The sequence below is a fragment of the Grimontia sp. AD028 genome (assembly GCF_000973155.1).
GTDB classification, from domain to species: Bacteria; Pseudomonadota; Gammaproteobacteria; order Enterobacterales; family Vibrionaceae; genus Enterovibrio; species Enterovibrio indicus.
This window is the reverse complement of sequence record NZ_LASY01000027.1, coordinates 24713-42884: the sequence shown is the minus strand read 5'-3', so window position 1 is coordinate 42884 and position 18172 is coordinate 24713. Positions and strand designations below refer to the sequence as shown.

General features: G+C 50.4%; 20 protein-coding genes. 15 read left to right on the top strand and 5 right to left on the bottom strand.

The window, feature by feature from the left end; all coding sequences use genetic code 11:
- Nucleotides 1-519 precede the first annotated feature (519 nt).
- The 9 genes from aroQ (at nt 520) to RN22_RS06605 (ending at nt 8481) form a co-directional block, all read left to right on the top strand.
- Nucleotides 520-975, top strand: a complete 456-nt coding sequence (gene aroQ / locus RN22_RS06645) for a type II 3-dehydroquinate dehydratase (protein WP_039850575.1) — start codon at nt 520-522, stop codon at nt 973-975.
- Between the two features lie 26 nt (nt 976-1001).
- A complete protein-coding gene (accB, locus tag RN22_RS06640) occupies nt 1002-1466 on the top strand; it encodes an acetyl-CoA carboxylase biotin carboxyl carrier protein (RefSeq protein WP_046303621.1) in 465 nt (154 codons plus the stop codon).
- 12 nt (nt 1467-1478) lie between these two features.
- Nucleotides 1479-2825, top strand: a complete 1347-nt coding sequence (gene accC, locus RN22_RS06635) for an acetyl-CoA carboxylase biotin carboxylase subunit (RefSeq protein ID WP_002542000.1) — start codon at nt 1479-1481, stop codon at nt 2823-2825.
- Between the two features lie 152 nt (nt 2826-2977).
- A complete protein-coding gene (locus tag RN22_RS06630; RefSeq protein ID WP_046303620.1) occupies nt 2978-3259 on the top strand; it encodes a YhdT family protein in 282 nt (93 codons plus the stop codon).
- Nucleotides 3252-4706 carry a sodium/pantothenate symporter gene (gene panF / locus RN22_RS06625; protein WP_046303619.1) on the top strand — a complete coding sequence of 485 codons (1455 nt, stop codon included), beginning with the start codon at nt 3252-3254 and terminating at the stop codon, nt 4704-4706. The genes RN22_RS06630 and panF overlap by 8 nt, the downstream gene beginning before the upstream one ends.
- Nucleotides 4707-4840: 134 nt before the next feature.
- On the top strand, nt 4841-5725 hold the full coding sequence (gene prmA / locus RN22_RS06620) for a 50S ribosomal protein L11 methyltransferase (RefSeq protein ID WP_046303618.1): 885 nt from the start codon (nt 4841-4843) through the stop codon (nt 5723-5725).
- Between the two features lie 147 nt (nt 5726-5872).
- A complete protein-coding gene (gene dusB, locus RN22_RS06615) occupies nt 5873-6838 on the top strand; it encodes a tRNA dihydrouridine synthase DusB (RefSeq protein WP_197076262.1) in 966 nt (321 codons plus the stop codon).
- Nucleotides 6839-6860: 22 nt separating this feature from the next.
- Nucleotides 6861-7157, top strand: a complete 297-nt coding sequence (gene fis / locus RN22_RS06610; RefSeq protein ID WP_002542007.1) for a DNA-binding transcriptional regulator Fis — start codon at nt 6861-6863, stop codon at nt 7155-7157.
- 172 nt (nt 7158-7329) lie between these two features.
- Nucleotides 7330-8481 (top strand): glycosyltransferase family 4 protein, encoded by a 1152-nt coding sequence (locus RN22_RS06605; RefSeq protein WP_046303616.1) that lies wholly within the window; start codon nt 7330-7332, stop codon nt 8479-8481.
- Between the two features lie 60 nt (nt 8482-8541).
- On the opposite strand, the gene RN22_RS06600 is transcribed toward RN22_RS06605, so the two are convergent.
- A complete protein-coding gene (locus RN22_RS06600; protein ID WP_002542010.1) occupies nt 8542-8820 on the bottom strand; it encodes a pyrimidine/purine nucleoside phosphorylase in 279 nt (92 codons plus the stop codon).
- A gap of 191 nt (nt 8821-9011) precedes the next feature.
- Here RN22_RS06600 and tpx point away from each other — a divergent pair, with 191 nt between their 5' ends.
- Nucleotides 9012-9512: a thiol peroxidase gene (gene tpx, locus RN22_RS06595; protein WP_002542012.1), complete on the top strand. Its 501-nt coding sequence runs from the start codon at nt 9012-9014 to the stop codon at nt 9510-9512.
- 49 nt (nt 9513-9561) lie between these two features.
- On the opposite strand, the gene zntR is transcribed toward tpx, so the two are convergent.
- Nucleotides 9562-9975, bottom strand: coding sequence for a Zn(2+)-responsive transcriptional regulator (gene zntR / locus RN22_RS06590; RefSeq protein WP_039850570.1), 414 nt, complete (start codon nt 9973-9975; stop codon nt 9562-9564).
- 180 nt (nt 9976-10155) lie between these two features.
- On the opposite strand from zntR, the gene purH reads away from it, so the two are divergent.
- Both purH and purD read left to right on the top strand, forming a co-directional pair.
- A complete protein-coding gene (gene purH / locus RN22_RS06585) occupies nt 10156-11748 on the top strand; it encodes a bifunctional phosphoribosylaminoimidazolecarboxamide formyltransferase/IMP cyclohydrolase (RefSeq protein ID WP_046303630.1) in 1593 nt (530 codons plus the stop codon).
- Nucleotides 11749-11801: 53 nt separating this feature from the next.
- Nucleotides 11802-13091 (top strand): phosphoribosylamine--glycine ligase, encoded by a 1290-nt coding sequence (gene purD / locus RN22_RS06580; protein ID WP_046303615.1) that lies wholly within the window; start codon nt 11802-11804, stop codon nt 13089-13091.
- 78 nt (nt 13092-13169) lie between these two features.
- On the opposite strand, the gene RN22_RS06575 is transcribed toward purD, so the two are convergent.
- Complete coding sequence (locus RN22_RS06575; protein ID WP_046303614.1) at nt 13170-13850, bottom strand: DUF1481 domain-containing protein; 681 nt, start codon at nt 13848-13850, stop codon at nt 13170-13172.
- Nucleotides 13851-13892: 42 nt separating this feature from the next.
- Nucleotides 13893-14165, bottom strand: coding sequence for a nucleoid-associated protein HU-alpha (gene hupA / locus RN22_RS06570; protein ID WP_002542017.1), 273 nt, complete (start codon nt 14163-14165; stop codon nt 13893-13895).
- Between the two features lie 235 nt (nt 14166-14400).
- Between hupA and RN22_RS06565 the strand changes: the two genes are divergently transcribed.
- Nucleotides 14401-15579: a hemolysin family protein gene (locus RN22_RS06565; RefSeq protein WP_046303613.1), complete on the top strand. Its 1179-nt coding sequence runs from the start codon at nt 14401-14403 to the stop codon at nt 15577-15579.
- A gap of 61 nt (nt 15580-15640) precedes the next feature.
- Here RN22_RS06565 and RN22_RS06560 read toward each other — a convergent pair whose 3' ends face one another.
- Nucleotides 15641-16228: a YjaG family protein gene (locus tag RN22_RS06560; protein ID WP_046303612.1), complete on the bottom strand. Its 588-nt coding sequence runs from the start codon at nt 16226-16228 to the stop codon at nt 15641-15643.
- A 93-nt stretch (nt 16229-16321) separates the two neighbouring features.
- Here RN22_RS06560 and RN22_RS06555 point away from each other — a divergent pair, with 93 nt between their 5' ends.
- Entirely contained in the window at nt 16322-17227 is a 906-nt protein-coding gene (locus tag RN22_RS06555; RefSeq protein ID WP_046303611.1) for a D-2-hydroxyacid dehydrogenase, read from the top strand.
- Nucleotides 17227-17811: a uracil-DNA glycosylase family protein gene (locus RN22_RS06550; RefSeq protein ID WP_046303610.1), complete on the top strand. Its 585-nt coding sequence runs from the start codon at nt 17227-17229 to the stop codon at nt 17809-17811. Before RN22_RS06555 ends, RN22_RS06550 begins: the two co-directional genes overlap by 1 nt.
- Nucleotides 17812-18172 lie beyond the last annotated feature (361 nt).

Sequence of the window (18172 nt, the reverse complement as noted above, 5' to 3'; positions counted from 1 at the left end):
GTTTTTAGATAGTGCGGTATCGCTTCCGTAAACAGAACGACATCCCATTTAAAAACCTAAAACCCCGCTACATTGAGCCAGAAATAAAAAAATAGTGGATTATATGGCATGAAAATTGAGCCTAACTGCTCACCTTGACTAACTATTTCATCCTTAAGATGTTTCGATTTAATGTCTCAAGAATCAGACAAAAAGAGCACCAAAGAGGTCGGTAAGATGAGTGGCGAAAAACAGTGCGTTTAAAACGCCGGATGAGATCTGCCTAACAGATTCACCCTCCTAACTGGTCATTTCGTGAACTACTGCCACGAAATGTCTGTCATATCTGCGTAATCTTTACGCTGGATTGTCAGATTTTGTCTGATAAGACCAGTATTTTGCTGCCATTTGCGGTGAATTCTCTATAATTGCGAATCAGCAGATGGCTGGAGTGCCATTTTTCAGGTTCTCGCACCCTTGGGTGCTGAAAAGCAGAAGTTAACGCCTTTTCGCAACAAGAACAGGAACAAAGCGATCAATATGACGACAAATCGCAAAGTTTTACTTATTAATGGTCCGAACCTGAACATGCTTGGGGTTCGCGAACCAGGCCATTACGGACAGCAATCGTTAGATCAGATCGTCGCCGATCTGACGACACTAGCAGCATCCTTCAATATCCAACTTGAACACGTGCAGTCCAATGCGGAGCACGTCCTGATTGATACCCTCCATCAGGCCATGGGAAAGGTTGATTTCATCATTATCAACCCAGCTGCGTTCACGCACACCAGCGTGGCGTTGCGAGATGCCATTCTCGCTGTCGGCATTCCCTTTATTGAGGTGCACCTTTCAAACGTTCACGCCCGTGAGCCATTCCGCCATCACTCTTACTTCTCTGATAAAGCGGAAGGTGTGATTGTAGGACTGGGCGCTGACGGTTATGAATTTGCTCTGCGTGCAGTCGCCAAGCGTCTGCAAGCAGAGAACAACTGAACAATAACTTCAAAGAGATAGACATCATGGATATTCGTAAAATCAAAAAACTGATTGAGCTTGTTGAAGAATCTGGCATCGCTGAGCTGGAAATCTCTGAAGGTGAAGAGTCAGTACGCATCAGCCGCGCAACTGCGCCAGTTGCCACTCAGGTTTACGCAGCACCAGCAGCCGCTCCTGCTCCAGTAGCGGCACCAGCAGCGCCTGCGGCGGCTCCGGCAGCAGCAGAAGCACCAGCAGTTGAAGCAGAAGTTGCGGGTCACCAGGTTCTGTCTCCAATGGTGGGTACTTTCTACCGCTCTCCAAGCCCAGAAGCGAAGTCTTTCGTTGAAGTGGGTCAATCAGTCAACGTTGGCGATACCCTTTGCATCGTTGAAGCGATGAAAATGATGAACCAAATCCAAGCAGACAAAGCGGGTGTAGTGAAAGCTATCCTGTGTGAAGACGGCCAAGCAGTAGAGTTTGACCAAGCTCTGGTCATCATCGAGTAATCGAGGACAGCTATGTTAGATAAAATTGTCATCGCTAACCGCGGTGAAATTGCGCTTCGCATCCTTCGTGCGTGTAAAGAGCTCGGCATCAAAACGGTTGCCGTTCACTCCACTGCCGATCGCGATCTGAAGCACGTATTGCTGGCAGACGAATCTATCTGTATCGGTCCTGCATCAAGCGTTGAAAGCTACCTGAACATCCCACGTATCATCAGTGCTGCAGAAGTGACTGGTGCGGTGGCTATCCACCCAGGTTACGGCTTCCTGTCAGAGAATGCAGATTTTGCAGAGCAGGTAGAGCAATCAGGCTTCATTTTCGTCGGTCCTCGCGCTGAAACTATCCGCCTGATGGGTGACAAAGTGTCTGCCATCAACGCGATGAAAAAAGCGGGCGTACCTTGTGTACCAGGTTCTGATGGTCCACTTGACGACGACGAGTCTAAGAACAAGGCTTTCGCAAAACGCATCGGCTACCCTGTGATCATCAAAGCATCCGGTGGTGGTGGTGGTCGCGGTATGCGTGTGGTTCGCTCTGAAGCTGAACTGACTGACGCTATCGCCATGACCCGCGCAGAAGCAAAAGCTGCCTTCAACAATGACATGGTTTACATGGAGAAATTCCTGGAAAACCCACGCCACGTTGAAGTGCAGGTTCTGGCTGATGGTCAGGGCGGTGCGATTCACTTGGGTGAGCGTGACTGTTCGATGCAGCGCCGTCACCAGAAGGTTGTTGAAGAAGCGCCAGCGCCGGGTATCACTGCAGAAATGCGTAAGTACATCGGTGAACGTTGTTGCCGCGCATGTCTGGAAATCGGCTACCGCGGTGCAGGTACGTTTGAGTTCCTTTACGAAAACGGTGAGTTCTACTTCATTGAGATGAACACCCGTATCCAGGTTGAACACCCTGTGACCGAAATGGTCACTGGCGTTGACCTGATCAAAGAGCAGCTCCGCATTGCCGCTGGCCAGCCTCTGTCATTCACGCAAGATGACATCCAAATCCGCGGTCACGCGATTGAGTGTCGTATCAATGCGGAAGACCCAGAGCGCTTCCTGCCAAGCCCAGGTAAAATCGATCGCTTCCATGCGCCAGGCGGCATGGGTGTGCGTTGGGAATCTCATGTGTATTCCGGCTATTCAGTGCCACCACACTACGATTCTATGATTGGTAAACTGATCTGCTTCGGTGAAAACCGTGATGTAGCGATTGCGCGTATGCGTAACGCCCTGCAGGAAACCATCATTGATGGCATCAAAACCAACATTCCTCTTCAGCTGGAAATCATGAAAGATGAGAACTTCCAGCACGGTGGTGCAAACATCCACTACCTTGAGAAGAAGCTGGGCATTCAGAAGTAATTCTGAGCCAAAGCCAAAAGGTCGCGTTTACGCGGCCTTTTTTGTTTTTCGCGCCCAAACCCTGCACGTATAAATCTGTCACATTCTCCGTGGTTTTGTCACAATAGACCCCTTATCAACACTCTCTTATCGCGTTAAGTAAGAAGGCTCTAATGAAGACACTTAGCAGCCGATACCGCCAGGCTCATAAGGAAGCCAAATGGGCGATTGCACTCGCACTCGCGTATTTTGCATGGTGGTACGGATTTGCCTATGGTCTGGCCCCAGAAGGAATTGAACAGACTCCCCCGACGCTCTATTTCGGTTTGCCACTTTGGTTTTTGCTGGCCTGCGTTATCGGCCCCCTTTTATTTACCCTGCTGTGTGCATTGATGGTGAAATACCTCTACAAAGACATGCCACTCGACATCGAAGAGGAAGCGTCTGATGAATAGTCAGCTTCTTATCCCGATGGCGTTGTATCTGGTCGCCGTGTTTGCGCTGGCCATTTATTCGCGCAAACAAGGAGATCGCAGTGGCGGGTTCCTGAATGAATACCTGCTCGGCAGCCGAAGCATGGGCGGTTTTGTACTCGCAATGACTCTCGCTGCCACCTATGCCAGTGCAAGTTCATTTATCGGCGGCCCCGGTGCGGCTTACAAAATGGGACTCGGATGGGTGCTGCTGGCGATGATCCAGTTGCCTGCAGCCTGGCTGACGCTCGGTGTACTCGGGAAGAAGTTCGCCATTGAGTCTCGTCGCCACAATGCGCTCACCCTGAATGACATGCTCTATGCACGCTACAAAAACCGCGCTGTGGTGATTTTCGCCTCTCTGGCTTTATTACTGGCCTTTTTCGGCACCATGGTGGTTCAGTTCGTTGGTGGTGCACGCTTGCTGCAGACTGTCACCGGGCTTTCATACACCCACGGCCTGATGCTGTTTGCCTTTACGGTGGGCGTTTACACCACCATCGGCGGATTTCGCGCTGTGGTCATGACCGACACCGTGCAAGGCATCATGATGATCATTGGCACTATTGCGTTGCTGATCGGCATCATTCACGCCGGCGGCAGTCTGGGTGAGATGATTACTGACCTTCATGCCATCGACCCAGCACTTGTAACGCCCTACGGGCCGAATAACTTTCTGTCAGAGCCGTTTATGCTGAGCTTCTGGGTGTTGGTCTGTTTCGGTGTGATTGGCCTTCCCCATGCAGCGGTGCGCTGTATGTCTTACAAATCCAGTAAGTCTCTCCACAAAGGCATGGTGATCAGTACAGCGATGGTCGCGCTATTGATGCTTGGCATGCATTTGGCTGGAGCGCTGGGGCGTGCGATTGTTCCGGAGATTGATAATCCGGATCAGATCATGCCGACCCTGATGATGACAGTTTTACCCCCTGTCGTTGCCGGTGTGTTTCTGGCAGGCCCAATGGCGGCGATTATGTCGACCATTGACTCGCAACTCATTCAGGCATCCGCAACGCTACTGAAGGACTTGTACCTCAACTACATCAATCCCAATGCTGCCAAAGCGCCGGATGCAGAAAGCAAACTGCCAACACTCTCTTTGTGGGTAACGGGTATCTTCTCGCTGCTGGTATTTGTCGCGGCCACCAATCCGCCCGACATGATCATCTGGCTGAACCTGCTCGCCTTTGGCGGTATGCAGGCGGTGTTCCTGTGGCCTTTGGTGCTTGGCCTTTACTGGAAGAAAGCCACCGCCTCAGGCGCGTTAGCATCCATGATTACAGGCCTTGGCAGCTATGCCGCGCTTTCGACCTTTAAACCGGACATGAGCGGTGTACACGCCATTGTGCCTTCACTAACCATTAGTCTGTTTGCCTTCCTGCTTGTTAGCAGCCTGCAATACAGGAAGACGCACCCAGCAACCGCATAACTCCTCAGGGCAGCATTCGCTGCCCTTTTTCTTCCTTTCTTAACCCTGACAGTGCTAAGGCTATGCGGTCTGACTACTTTTTATGCTAGACTCCGCGCCTTAAAATCGTCGTTAAACGAAGAAGTGAAGAAACCATGCCTTGGATTCAAATCAAACTGAACGCAACCGCAGAAACCGCTGAAGCCATTGGTGACATGCTGATGGAAGAAGCTGGTGCGTTGTCAGTCACTTTCCTTGATGCCAAAGACACCCCGGTGTTTGAACCTATGCCGGGTGAAACCCGTCTATGGGGCGAAACCGACATCGTCGCACTTTATGACGCAGAAACCGACATGAATGCGGTGGTGGCCATTCTGAAAACCAGCCCACTACTGGGTGAAAACTTCACGCACAAAATTGAACAGTTGGAAGACAAAGACTGGGAACGCGCCTGGATGGATAACTTCAAGCCGATGCGTTTTGGTCAGCGTCTTTGGGTTTGCCCAAGCTGGTGTGATGCACCAGAGCCAGATGCCGTCAACATCATGCTTGATCCTGGCCTGGCGTTCGGTACCGGTACTCATCCAACGACAGCACTCTGTCTCGAGTGGCTAGACGGGCTGGACTTGTCTGGCAAGACAGTGATCGACTTCGGTTGCGGCTCAGGCATTTTGTCGCTAGCTGCGCTTTTGCTGGGCGCAGAGAAAGTCATCGGTATCGATATCGACCCACAAGCACTGCAAGCATCTAAAGCCAATGCAGAGCGCAATGGTGTCGCAGATCGCCTTGAGCTTTACCTGCCTCAAGATCAGCCAGAAAACCTGCAAGCAGAAGTCGTGGTTGCCAACATTCTGGCAGGTCCACTTCGTGAGCTTTCTCCAATCATCAAAAGCCTGATCGCCCCACAAGGTGTACTGGCGATGTCCGGTGTATTGGATAGTCAGGCTGAGTCTGTTGCCGACTGCTACCGCGATGAACTCAGTGTTGACGCGATTGATGAAAAAGAGGAATGGTGCCGCATTACTGCGCACAGAGCCTAACCCAGTGATAATTGAACAATTTTTATACTAAAAAATTGAATTATCTGGATTTTTGAAAAATCAAGGCAAAACGCTCAAATATTGGCCTTTTCAGAGCAGGAAAAAATGCGTAAAATGCGCGCCCTTGCTGACATAGAAGGTATCCCCTTGCAGATCGGACCATACAAACTGGAAAACCAACTTATCGTGGCGCCTATGGCAGGCGTGACTGACAGACCTTTCCGCGAACTCTGTTTGCGCTATGGGGCTGGCATGGCGGTAAGTGAAATGATGTCTTCCAATCCGGCGATGTGGCACACAGCCAAATCAAAAAACCGGATGGTTCATCTTGATGAAAAGGGGATCCGTTCTGTTCAGATCGCTGGCGCTGAGCCAGCACTGATGGCAGATGCCGCACGCTTCTGTGTTGAAAACGGCGCGCAAATCGTCGACATCAACATGGGTTGCCCGGTAAAGAAGGTCAATAAGAAACTGGCTGGATCAGCATTGCTGACCCGACCGGATATCATTGAGCAAATCCTGAAAGCAGTGGTTTCTGCAGTTGACGTTCCCGTCACGCTGAAAACCCGGACAGGCTGGGATCCGGACAACAAGAATTGTGTCCAGATCGCCAAAATGGCCGAAGACTGTGGCATTCAGGCGTTGGCCCTTCACGGCCGCACACGCGCTTGCATGTATAAAGGGGAAGCTGAGTACGACAGCATCAGAGCGGTCAAAGAAGCTATCTCTATCCCGGTTATCGCCAACGGGGATATCGATTCGCCTCAGAAAGCCAAATTTGTGCTGGATTACACAGGTGCCGATGCCTTGATGATTGGCCGCCCCGCACAAGGGCGTCCTTGGATTTTCCGCGAAATCCAACATTACCTTGCCACGGGTGAAGCACTCGATGCGCCACCGATGGAAGAGGTAAAAGCAATTTTGTTGGGCCATGTTCAGGGGCTTCACCAGTTTTATGGTGAGCTAAAAGGACTGCGTATCGCGCGTAAGCACGTGAGCTGGTACCTGAAAGAACATGACCAAATTGGCGATTTTCGCCAGACTTTCAACGCAATCGAAGACGCTCACGAGCAGATCGATGCGCTGCAAGATTACTTCGAAAACGTTGCATAAATACGAGAAGAGCTGACAGAGTATGTTCGAACAAAACCTGACTTCAGAAGCATTGACAGTGACTACTGTGACTTCACAAGATCAAATCACCCAGAAGCCACTGCGTGACTCAGTAAAAGCCTCCCTGAAAAACTACCTAGCGCAGTTGAATGGCCAGGAAGTCAATGACCTGTACGAGCTGGTACTGGCAGAAGTTGAGCAACCACTGCTGGACACCATCATGCAATACACTCGCGGTAACCAAACCCGCGCAGCAACCATGATGGGTATCAACCGTGGTACTCTGCGTAAAAAACTGAAAAAGTACGGCATGAACTAAGTTCCGCTAACTTAACAGTTTTCAGTAAAAGCCAGGCTGCGAAGTCTGGCTTTTATGTTTTCTAGCCCAACGCAGAATCACACTGCCCCTCTGATGCCCCTTCGTTATATACTCCCTGCTGACTTTGCAGCTTTTTATCTAGCCGCACGATAGACTTTTTCGGGAGAACACCATGGCTCAGGCTAACGCCTCAACGAGTACCTCAGACAACAAACCGGGCATTTTACATATTTGCCTGTCAACGGGCTGGGGCGGCTTGGAGATGTACCCATCGCGTATGGGCAAAGAGTTTATCGATAAAGGTTACCGCGTCTTTGGTCTTGCCTCGGAAAACTCCCGTGTAGCCAACGCGATGAAAGATGCCGGCATGGACGTTTTTACCGTACCGAAGAAAGCTGCGCTTTTCGGCCCAACACTCTTCAGCCTCAATAAATGGCTAAAAGCGAACAATGTGCAGATTGTGCATTGCCACAAATCCGGCGACATCCTGATTTCTGCACTTCTAAACATTCTGACCCGTCGCTACACCCTGTTTACCGAACACATGGGTGTGAAACGCCCTAAAAAAGACATCTATCACCGCTGGGTTTACCGACACGTTGACCAGGTACTGTCTATCAGTAATGAAACCTATCAACGTAATATCAAGGCACTGCCCGTAGCAGAAAGTAAAATCGAGAGACTGTGGCTTGGCACCTACATCGAGCAAAAGCAGTTTAACGAAGACAATCGCCCTCACCTGTTAGCCGATGAATATGGGCTATCTCATGACACCACTTTTATCGGCTCCGTTGGGCGGATTTGTGATGGTAAAGGCCAGGCCGATTTGCTGGCAGGATTCGAACTTATCGCTGCCGATTACCCGAACGCCCATTTAGTGCTGATTGGTGGACTAAACCCCGATGAGGGCGCAGACGAAGCCTTTTCAAACCAACTGCAGGAAAAGGTGAAAGCCTCTCTTTTTGCTGATCGGGTTCACTTGGCTGGTTACCGCAAAAACGTACCTACCTTGTTGGAGGAAATTCAGATTGTCTGCCTGCCGTATTGGAACGAGGCATTTGGTCTGACGGCCATTGAAGCTATGGCACAGCACTGTGCTTTGGTGGTCTCCAACACAGGTGCGCTGCCAGAAATTCTTGAAGATACCGGTGTGTACTGCACACCACAGGATGCCGAATCAATCGCTGTAGGGCTCAAACGCTATCTGGATGACGAGTCATTGCGTGCATCAAACGCTGCCAATGCCTATCAGCGAGCGCTGGAACATTTCTCCATGCAGGGTCATGCGGATAAGCTAGAGCAGATTTACCTTCGCGGTCTTTGATAGATCTCAGAAACAGAAAAAGCGCCGTTTAGGCGCTTTTTGCTTATCATTTGCAGTGAATTACAGGTATTCACAAAGGTATGCGGTCGTTTGCTCTACCTTCACCTGGAATGACGATTCACCCGGGACTTCGAAGTTATCACCTGAACCGAAGGTTTCCCACTCAATGTGGCCTGGCAGCTTCACTGTCAGTTCACCTTTCACGACATGCATACGCTCAGGTGCCGCAGTACCGAAGGTGTATTCACCGACTTCCATCACGCCCACGCTCAATGGACCTTTGTTTTCAAAGCTGATGGACTTTACGCCACCATCAAAATATTCGTTAACCTTTAACATCTGTTTCCCTACTTTCGTACTCCTGTCGAGTTTCTCCGACGCTACCATACAATTTTCACGTTCCCAAACAAATTTTCCGGGTTACCGGGTCTATTTTCGCGTGGCTGAGGTAAGTTGCTTATTTCTCAGTCATACCGTGATAAATCTGGCTATGATTGGCTAAAAGGAAAATTAACTAAAAGGAGAACAAAATGTCTCAAATCCTATTTCAGGGTCAACCAATACCGCTGAATGGCTCGCTCCCCCAAGCTGGCTCAGAAGCTCCTTCGTTTGTACTGACAGCGGGCGATTTGTCAGACCTCACTTTAGACACCTTTCGTGGTAATAAAGTGGTACTGAATATCTTCCCAAGTATCGACACTCCAACGTGCGCAAACAGCGTGCGTAAATTCAATGAAAAAGCCGCCTCACTTGGTAATACCAAGGTCGTTTGTATCTCAGCGGACTTACCTTTTGCTGCCAGTCGATTTTGTGAATTAGAAGGGTTGGAAAATGTGCAGCACGCATCAACGTTCAGAAGTCCATCTTTCATCGAGGACTATGGCTTAGCCATTGCAGAGGGGCCACTTAGAGGGCTATCAGCCCGCGCGGTTGTCGTGCTTAACGAAGGTGGTGTCGTTAAACATGTTGAGCTGGTTAATGAGCTGGCGGATGAGCCTGATTATGATTCAGCGTTGGCCGCGCTAGCTTAACTATGTAAACAGGGAAAGAAAGAGGCGCCTCTTTCTTTCCCTCTCTTGGTTAGCTATCTGAGCCAAGAGCCTCCAAAATCGAACAGTGGCTGGCATCGTCGTCCACATGCCCACAGCAAGCATCGTTGAGCTTTTTTAGCGCAGCGCGGATCTCAGTCAGCTCAGCGATTTTCTCGTCCAGTTCATCAAGTTTTTTCTGGGTAATTCCCTTCACCTCTGCACAGCTGTGTTGGGTAGCCTCTAAACGGATTTCGAGCAGTTCCTGAATCTCTTCCAACGTCAGTCCAATGCGTTTGCCTTTAATAATAAAGTGCACTCGAGACACTGCATCTTCATCATAAAGACGGTAACCACTTTCACTTCGGGATGCTGGCTGCAACAGGCCGACTTTTTCGTAAAACCGTAGCGTATCACCCGACACGCCTGCGCGTTTGGCTAACTGCCCGATTTGTAACATCTTCATAGATCCCTTCTCGCGTATTTTTGTGACAAAACCACAAAAGCAATCGATTGCGTCAATAAATTAGGTTAGAATGTGCGCCGATTCAATCAAGGCTTCGCCGTAGCGGGTATTTGGCAAAGCGGCTCTCACAGCGGCGGTTTTGCCAAATATCCTATCCCCACATTTAAAGAGATGGTAGCAATGGAAAACGCTCGTCCTATTCGTCGCGCATTGATTAGCGTATCTGATAAAACCGGCATTGTAGAATTTGCCAAAGCTCTCGCAGAAAAAGGTGTCGATATCCTGTCGACTGGCGGTACCGCTCGCCTGCTGGCAGAGCAAGGCCTGGCAGTAACTGAAGTGTCTGACTACACCGGTTTTCCTGAGATGATGGATGGGCGCGTGAAAACCCTGCACCCGAAAGTACACGGTGGCATCCTTGGCCGTCGTGAAACAGATGATGCTGTGATGAACGAGCACGGCATTTCACCTATCGACATGGTTGTCGTCAACCTGTACCCATTCGCGGAAACCGTCGCCAAAGAAGGCTGTACGCTGGAAGATGCGGTTGAAAACATCGATATCGGTGGCCCAACCATGGTTCGCTCTGCGGCGAAAAACCACAAAGACGTGACCATCGTGGTGAATGCATCAGATTACGACCGCGTGCTGGCTGAGCTTGATGCCAACAACGGTTCACTGACACTGCAAACCCGTTTTGATCTGGCTATCTCTGCATTTGAACACACGGCTGCTTACGACGGCATGATCGCCAACTACTTCGGTACCATGGTTCCGTCTTATGGCGACAACAAAGAGGGCGACGAGGAGTCGAAATTCCCACGCACCTTCAACCAGCAGTTCATCAAAAAACAGGACATGCGCTACGGCGAGAACAGCCATCAGGCTGCGGCGTTCTACACCGAAGCTAATCCGGAAGAAGCATCTGTCTCTACGGCTACCCAGCTTCAGGGTAAAGCACTGTCTTACAACAATATCGCAGATACCGATGCCGCGCTTGAGTGTGTGAAAGAGTTCATCGAGCCAGCGTGTGTGATTGTTAAGCACGCCAACCCATGTGGTGTGGCACTCGGCAAAAACATCCTTGAAGCATACGACCGTGCTTACAAGACTGACCCAACTTCCGCGTTTGGCGGCATCATCGCGTTTAACCGTGAACTGGATGCGGAAACCGCACAAGCCATCGTTGACCGTCAATTCGTAGAAGTCATCATTGCACCAAGCGTGTCAGACGCAGCGGTAGAAGTGGTTAGCGCGAAGAAGAATGTTCGCCTGCTGGTTTGCGGCGAGTGGAGCACACAGACAACTGGCTTTGACGTGAAACGCGTTAACGGCGGTCTGCTGGTTCAGGATCGTGACCAAGGTATGGTCTCTCTGGATGACCTGAAAGTTGTCTCCAAGCGTCAGCCTTCTGACGAAGAACTGCGTGATGCGCTGTTCTGCTGGAAAGTCGCGAAATACGTGAAATCCAACGCGATTGTTTACGCGAAAGGTAACATGACCATCGGCGTAGGCGCAGGCCAGATGAGCCGCGTTTACTCGGCGAAAATTGCGGGTATCAAAGCCGCTGACGAGAATCTGGAAGTAGCAGGCAGCGTGATGGCGTCTGATGCATTCTTCCCATTCCGCGATGGTATCGATGCTGCTGCAGAAGCTGGCATTACCTGTGTTATCCAGCCAGGCGGTTCAATGCGTGATGACGAAGTGATTGCCGCTGCAGACGAGCACGGCATGTCAATGGTCTTCACTGGCATGCGCCACTTCCGCCACTAAGCATTTTTCACAGCCCAGAGTCACTCTGGGCTGCTTTGATTGAAGGATTCAAAATGGACGTATTGGTTATTGGCAGCGGCGGCCGTGAACACGCTCTGGCGTGGAAAGTCGCACAGTCTGCAAAAGTTGAGACCGTTTTTGTCGCGCCGGGCAACGCAGGTACCGCACTGGAGCCAAAGCTTGAAAATGTCGCCATTGGCGTCGAAGACATCGCTGCGCTGGTCGCTTTTGCTCAGGATAAAAATATCGGCCTGACCATTGTCGGCCCGGAAGCTCCACTTGTTATTGGCGTGGTTGATGCTTTCCGTGAAGCGGGCTTGCCTATCTTCGGCCCAACCGAAGCTGCTGCGCAGCTTGAAGGCTCAAAAGCCTTCACCAAGGACTTCCTTGCCCGTCACCAAATCCCGACAGCGGAATACCAGAACTTTACCGAGATTGAGCCAGCACTGGCGTACGTGCGCGACAAAGGTGCACCTATTGTTGTTAAAGCAGACGGTCTGGCAGCAGGTAAAGGCGTTATCGTTGCGATGACCCTGGAAGAAGCGGAAAACGCGATTCGTGACATGCTGGCAGGCAATGCTTTTGGCGATGCAGGCAGCCGTGTGGTTATCGAGGAATTCCTTGATGGCGAAGAAGCGAGCTTTATCGTTATGGTTGACGGTGAAAACGTTCTGCCAATGGCCACCAGCCAGGATCACAAGCGTGTCGGGAATGGCGACACGGGCCCGAACACTGGCGGTATGGGCGCGTACAGCCCTGCACCTGTGGTCACCGCAGACATTCACGATCGCGTGATGAATGAAGTGATTTACCCGACCGTTCGCGGCATGGCGTCAGAAGGCCACCCATACACAGGTTTCCTCTATGCAGGCCTGATGGTGATGGCTGACGGTACACCGAAAGTGATTGAATACAACTGCCGCTTTGGCGACCCAGAAACCCAGCCAATCATGTTGCGTCTGCAATCTGATCTGGTTGAACTTTGCGAAGCTGCGGTAGCAGGTAAGTTGGATACCGTAGAGTCCAAGTGGGACCCACGCGCATCCATCGGTGTTGTGCTAGCAGCGGGCGGCTACCCTGCGTCATACAACAAAGGCGATGTCATTTCTGGCTTGCCAACCACTGAGTTGGATGCAGCGAAAGTGTTCCATGCCGGTACCGCAAAAAAAGACGGTAATGTTGTGACTGCTGGCGGTCGTGTGCTGTGTGCAACCGCAATGGGTGACACCGTTTCAGAAGCGCAAAAACGTGCTTACGAGCTGGCATCACAAATCAGTTGGGACGGTATGTTCCACCGCGATGACATTGGCTACCGTGCGATTGCACGTGAGCAGGGTGAGTAATCCCTCAAGCTAAAATGCTGTACTAAAACCTCAAAACGCGCCAATCGGCGCGTTTTTTCTTTCTGGGAGAAGCAAACTTTAGAATTCCGGTCTTTCGAAACAATCCGCACTGTCGTTATCCAGCACGATAATGGTTTCTGCCGTATTCGTGTTACGGCCGACTTTGCCGACAGCTGCGATGAAATTATCTTCTTTCTTCAGCCTGTGCAGAATGTAATCTGGAAACTCTGCACTGAACCTCAGTGTCTTTACTTCACCAGAGCCACACTCTTCAAACACGCCTTCATTCCAGTAACCTTGGAAGAAGCTTTTGTTGTTCTTTCCGAGCGCCTTAGCGGTCTCTAAGGCCTTTTCTGCTTGCTGGTAATACCTTATCAGCTCAGTGCTCCGTATTGGCAGCAACGCACCATCGAGGCGATATTGCTGATACACCGCTTGCCCTTCAGAGTCATAGCGGATCAGAATCGACTGATGCTTTAGCTCACCATCAATCAAAGCATTCCCTTCGCGCTGAATCTCACGCACGACACCTTTGCGCCAGCGGTATTCAGATGAATACTGACCATAGTCACCCATCATCACTGTTTCAGTGAGGGTTTCGGGAAAGCGTTGACGTTCATCAAGCCAGAAAATACTCGTGGCATCACCCTGCACAGAGGCAGTGACGGTTTGAACAGGAGGTTGGATTTTCTCTGTCGAGCTACAGCCCGCCAAAGTAAGAATAAGAGATGAAACGAGGAGAGACGCTTTAACGCGCATAAATATCCGCCAAAACAAAAAATTGCTTTGGCGGAGTATAACTTACTTAACTGCGTCTTTAAGCGCTTTGCCCGCAACAAACGCAGGAACGTTTGCAGCTGCAATTTGGATTTCCTGACCAGTTTGTGGGTTACGGCCAGTGCGCGCAGCACGGTGGTTAACTTTAAACGTACCGAAACCGATCAGTTGAACCTGGTCACCGTCTTTCAGTGCACCTTCGATACCCGCCAGAGTTGCTTCCAGTGCAGCTTTAGCTTGTGCTTTAGACAGGTCTGCTTTTTCAGCAATCAGGTCGATCAAGTTGGTCTTGTTCATTAGGTCTTCCCTTCTTAGGTTTTCTTGAGACAAGTGAACTCTAATTCAAAAGAAGCCCAGCTGGCAAAGGTTTGTGGCGCTACAAGTGACTGTATGCAGAGTCTTTAACCACAAACTGAGCGCATCCTCACAAAATATTGGGTATATTTTGGCGGCAACTCTTGTATTTACTGCCCTCAGACCCGATCTTTGGCGCTACTATTGGTTCTGTTTATTACATTTACGCTGGAAAAAGATGATCCTGCTATTCATGTTTGTGGCACTTTCTATTGGTGTCTCATTTATCTGTTCGGTGCTCGAAGCGGTGCTTTTGAGTATTACCCCGAGTTATCTCGCCCAAATGCGACAGCAAGGTCACCCGGCTGCCGGACGTCTGTCTTCGTTGAAAGATGATATCGACCGTCCATTGGCTTCTATTCTGACCCTGAACACCATCGCTCACACCGTAGGTGCAGCAGCATCCGGTGCACAAGCAGCAAAAGTCTTCGGTGATGCCTGGTTAGGCGTGTTCTCCGGCGTACTTACGCTAGCGATTCTTGTGTTGTCTGAAATCGTGCCAAAAACCATTGGTGCAACCTACTGGCGTCAACTGGCACCGGGCGCAGCCACCGTGCTTCGTTGGATGGTATGGGCATTGACCCCTTTCGTTTGGGCTTCGGAGCAACTGACCCGTCGACTGGCGCGCGGTAAAGAGCAGCCAAAGCTGCGTGATGAAATTTCTGCCATGGCGATGCTGGCGAAAGAAAGCGGCGAGTTGGAAGACGATGAGTCAACCATGCTGACCAACCTGCTGAGTCTTCGCGACGTGCCGGTTACCAAGCTGATGACACCGCGTCCTGTTCTGTTCCGTGTTGATGCGACCATGACTATTGAGGATTTCCTGCGTGAGCACCACGACACGCCGTTCTCCCGTCCGCTGGTTTACGCAGAGTCACGTGACAATATTCTGGGCTTTGTTCACCGTCTCGAGCTGTTCTCCGCCAGCCAGCACGGTAAAGGTCAGAAGCAACTCGGCAGCCTAATGCGCCCAATCCCTGTGGTTCATGATTCCACTATCGTGCCGAAAGCGTTTGACCGCCTGATGGCACAGCGCTCTCAACTGGCGCTGATCGTCGACGAGTACGGCGACGTTCAGGGCATCATCACGCTGGAAGATATCTTCGAGCACCTGATGGGCAAAGAAATCATGGATGAGGCGGACAAGACTTCAAACATGCAAGCGCTTGCGCATGAACGCTGGGAAGACTGGAAAGAAGCCCACGGCGTGATTGAAAGCAAAGATGATGACGAAGAAGAAGCGGATAAAGCGGCGGAAGAATTGGCAGAAGCCTCAGAAAAAGAAGAGGCCTCTCAAAAGAACACCGAGGACGGGAAAGCGACTTCGCTGAACGATGAAGAGAAAACCTCCAAGTAATCGACACCAAAAGAAAACGGGCCTTCAGGCCCGTTTTTTATTTTATCAGTACTATGCTGGCTTAGAGTGATAAGCCGAGGTTACTCACGCCTTCTTCACGCAGTTCATTGCGAATGCCGCGAATCATCTCAACATCGCGCTCTTCCGCTTCTTTTAGTGCACGGAAGATAGCCCACTGCATGTCCCACTCGGCACACACAGATTCTATTTCTTTCTGGTTCTCGTTCGTCACTTCAACGCCGGTTTGCGCTTCTTCAAGCTGCGCCACACTTGCCACTGATTGCTGGCTGACTTTCAGCACAGATTCCAGCAACAGGTCGCGGTCCAGCAGCGTGTGGATCAGCGTTGACATCGACACACAGGCATCAATCGCTGGGTAAACCAGATAAATATCGAATTCTTCCGTGGTCGGGATCAGCTCTTCCAACTTCTCCAGTTGACGCTCAAAGTTGATTTTGGCGTTCTTAACCGTCAGCACTTCCCATACTGCATCCAAAAGCTGGCGGAATGCCTGAGGCTCCGCAAACTCAGTCTGTTGGCAAAATGCCGCGTAGTTGGGATACATGCGCTCCACCAGCGCCGTCATAAAAGTGATATGCTGCCATGAGTCGAGTTTTTCGAGTCGCAGCTGGATCGGATTCTGTAACATGGTCTGCCGTCTACAGTGATTGCCGACGTGTAATGCCGGATAGGATTTCCGCGCAAGTGTACTTTATATACTGCAATAGCAAAAGGAACAGATTTGAACCATCTTTATCTTTGCTCAGCCCAACAAAAACGTTATCTGGCGTTATTGGAAGACGCCGCCTTACCCGATCTGCAAATCACCGAAGATATCAGCAAAGCCAATATCATCCTCGCCGACCCGCCGAAATTCGCGCCGGAGCTTGATAAGGCAGAGAACCTACAGTGGTTACAGTCAACCTTTGCAGGTTGTGATGCCCTGTTGGCCAAACCAAAAAGTGACTATCAACTTACGAATGTGCGTGGGATTTTCGGCCCCTTGATGTCGGAGTATGTTATCGGTCAGCTTCTGACATTAACCCGCCATTTTGCCCATTACCGCGATGCACAGCAGGAAAGCAAATGGTCACCAGTGCCTTATCAAGGCCTGACCGGAAAATGCATGGTGATACTTGGGACAGGCTCGATTGGTGCGCATGTTGCTAAGACCGCACGCCATTTTGGGATACAGGTGATTGGTGTGAGCCGCTCCGGAAAAGCCGTAGAAGGGTTCGATAACGTCATCACCAACGCCAACATGACTGAGGCTTTTTCCAAAGCAGATGTGATTGTCTCAGTATTACCTTCCACGCCGGAAACCAAAGGCTTACTCAACCGGGATACGCTGTCTGCTTGCAAACAAGCCATTCTGTTTAACGTTGGTCGTGGACCTGTGCTGGAAGAAGAAGGTCTCCTCGAAGCGATCGAAGGCGCAAACATCCAGCATGCGGTGTTGGACGTGTTCAGCAAAGAGCCACTCGCACCTGAGCACCCGTTTTGGACGCATCCTTCCATTACGGTCACGCCTCATATCTCAGCCGAGAGCTTCCCGGAGCAAGTGTTTGGTATTTTCGTCGACAACTACACACGCTGGCTAAATGGCGAGCCATTAAACTATCAAATGGACTTCACGCTGGGGTATTGATGACAAACACGCCTTTGGGAATCTTGTTGAAAGAGGTGCAAGAGTGCCGCCACTGCGAAGCCCATTTACCATTGGGTCCGCGTCCTGTGGTGCAGGCTGAGTCTTCCGCTAGGTTGCTGATTATCGGTCAGGCACCAGGAACCCGCGTGCATGAAACCGGGATTCCGTGGAATGATCCCAGCGGTGATCGGCTGCGCGACTGGCTTCAGATGGGTAAAGCAAGATTCTATGACCCTGCTCAGGTCGCCATCATGCCGATGGGATTTTGCTATCCGGGGCGCGGCAGTTCCGGCGACCTGCCGCCAAGACCCGAGTGTGCACCCAAGTGGCACGCTGCGATTAAGTCCCATCTTCCCAATGTGGAACTAACCCTTCTGATTGGCGATTATGCGCAGCGCTATTATCTGGAAGGGAAGCCCAAGACTCTGACTGAAACGGTGAAAGCCAACGCTAACTGGTCACCGGATTTTATCGCGCTCCCCCACCCTTCTCCCCGCAATAATCTGTGGCTGAGGAAAAATCCATGGTTCGACGCAGAGATCCTGCCCATGTTGAGAAAACGCATTGATCAGCTTTTCTTGTGACAATCAGCTTTTTTCTGAACACCAAATAGCATCGAATAGCAACTAAATTTTAATTGCATGATTTTTAAATCATTAATTGGACTGTACAGCTTTGCGAGGAATTTTACTGGTGAACCTGTTCGATGCAATTTCGGTTAAATAACCAAAAATTTTCATCCCCAAATAATTTGATCAGCATTTAACAAGTCAAACAGCTTTAACCTGTACATCATTTTTTAAATGAAAGAGCAAACAATCTAATTATTTGTTTTTAAAAGAAATAAATATCATGTACAGCTTTCTTAGGAAAATCCCCGAAGAACCCTGAACAAGACGGCAGAAACGAAAAAGGCCAGCATCTGCTGGCCTTAATAAACGTATA

What these genes read in the sequence shown, in the direction of transcription:
- aroQ (WP_039850575.1), top strand. Translation starts at nt 520, where the DNA reads ATGACGACAAATCGCAAAGTTTTACTTATTAATGGTCCGAACCTGAAC.
- accB (WP_046303621.1), top strand. Translation starts at nt 1,002, where the DNA reads ATGGATATTCGTAAAATCAAAAAACTGATTGAGCTTGTTGAAGAATCT.
- accC (WP_002542000.1), top strand. Translation starts at nt 1,479, where the DNA reads ATGTTAGATAAAATTGTCATCGCTAACCGCGGTGAAATTGCGCTTCGC.
- RN22_RS06630 (WP_046303620.1), top strand. Translation starts at nt 2,978, where the DNA reads ATGAAGACACTTAGCAGCCGATACCGCCAGGCTCATAAGGAAGCCAAA.
- panF (WP_046303619.1), top strand. Translation starts at nt 3,252, where the DNA reads ATGAATAGTCAGCTTCTTATCCCGATGGCGTTGTATCTGGTCGCCGTG.
- prmA (WP_046303618.1), top strand. Translation starts at nt 4,841, where the DNA reads ATGCCTTGGATTCAAATCAAACTGAACGCAACCGCAGAAACCGCTGAA.
- fis (WP_002542007.1), top strand. Translation starts at nt 6,861, where the DNA reads ATGTTCGAACAAAACCTGACTTCAGAAGCATTGACAGTGACTACTGTG.
- RN22_RS06605 (WP_046303616.1), top strand. Translation starts at nt 7,330, where the DNA reads ATGGCTCAGGCTAACGCCTCAACGAGTACCTCAGACAACAAACCGGGC.
- RN22_RS06600 (WP_002542010.1), bottom strand. Translation starts at nt 8,820, where the DNA reads ATGTTAAAGGTTAACGAATATTTTGATGGTGGCGTAAAGTCCATCAGC.
- tpx (WP_002542012.1), top strand. Translation starts at nt 9,012, where the DNA reads ATGTCTCAAATCCTATTTCAGGGTCAACCAATACCGCTGAATGGCTCG.
- zntR (WP_039850570.1), bottom strand. Translation starts at nt 9,975, where the DNA reads ATGAAGATGTTACAAATCGGGCAGTTAGCCAAACGCGCAGGCGTGTCG.
- purH (WP_046303630.1), top strand. Translation starts at nt 10,156, where the DNA reads ATGGAAAACGCTCGTCCTATTCGTCGCGCATTGATTAGCGTATCTGAT.
- purD (WP_046303615.1), top strand. Translation starts at nt 11,802, where the DNA reads ATGGACGTATTGGTTATTGGCAGCGGCGGCCGTGAACACGCTCTGGCG.
- RN22_RS06575 (WP_046303614.1), bottom strand. Translation starts at nt 13,850, where the DNA reads ATGCGCGTTAAAGCGTCTCTCCTCGTTTCATCTCTTATTCTTACTTTG.
- hupA (WP_002542017.1), bottom strand. Translation starts at nt 14,165, where the DNA reads ATGAACAAGACCAACTTGATCGACCTGATTGCTGAAAAAGCAGACCTG.
- RN22_RS06565 (WP_046303613.1), top strand. Translation starts at nt 14,401, where the DNA reads ATGATCCTGCTATTCATGTTTGTGGCACTTTCTATTGGTGTCTCATTT.
- RN22_RS06560 (WP_046303612.1), bottom strand. Translation starts at nt 16,228, where the DNA reads ATGTTACAGAATCCGATCCAGCTGCGACTCGAAAAACTCGACTCATGG.
- RN22_RS06550 (WP_046303610.1), top strand. Translation starts at nt 17,227, where the DNA reads ATGACAAACACGCCTTTGGGAATCTTGTTGAAAGAGGTGCAAGAGTGC.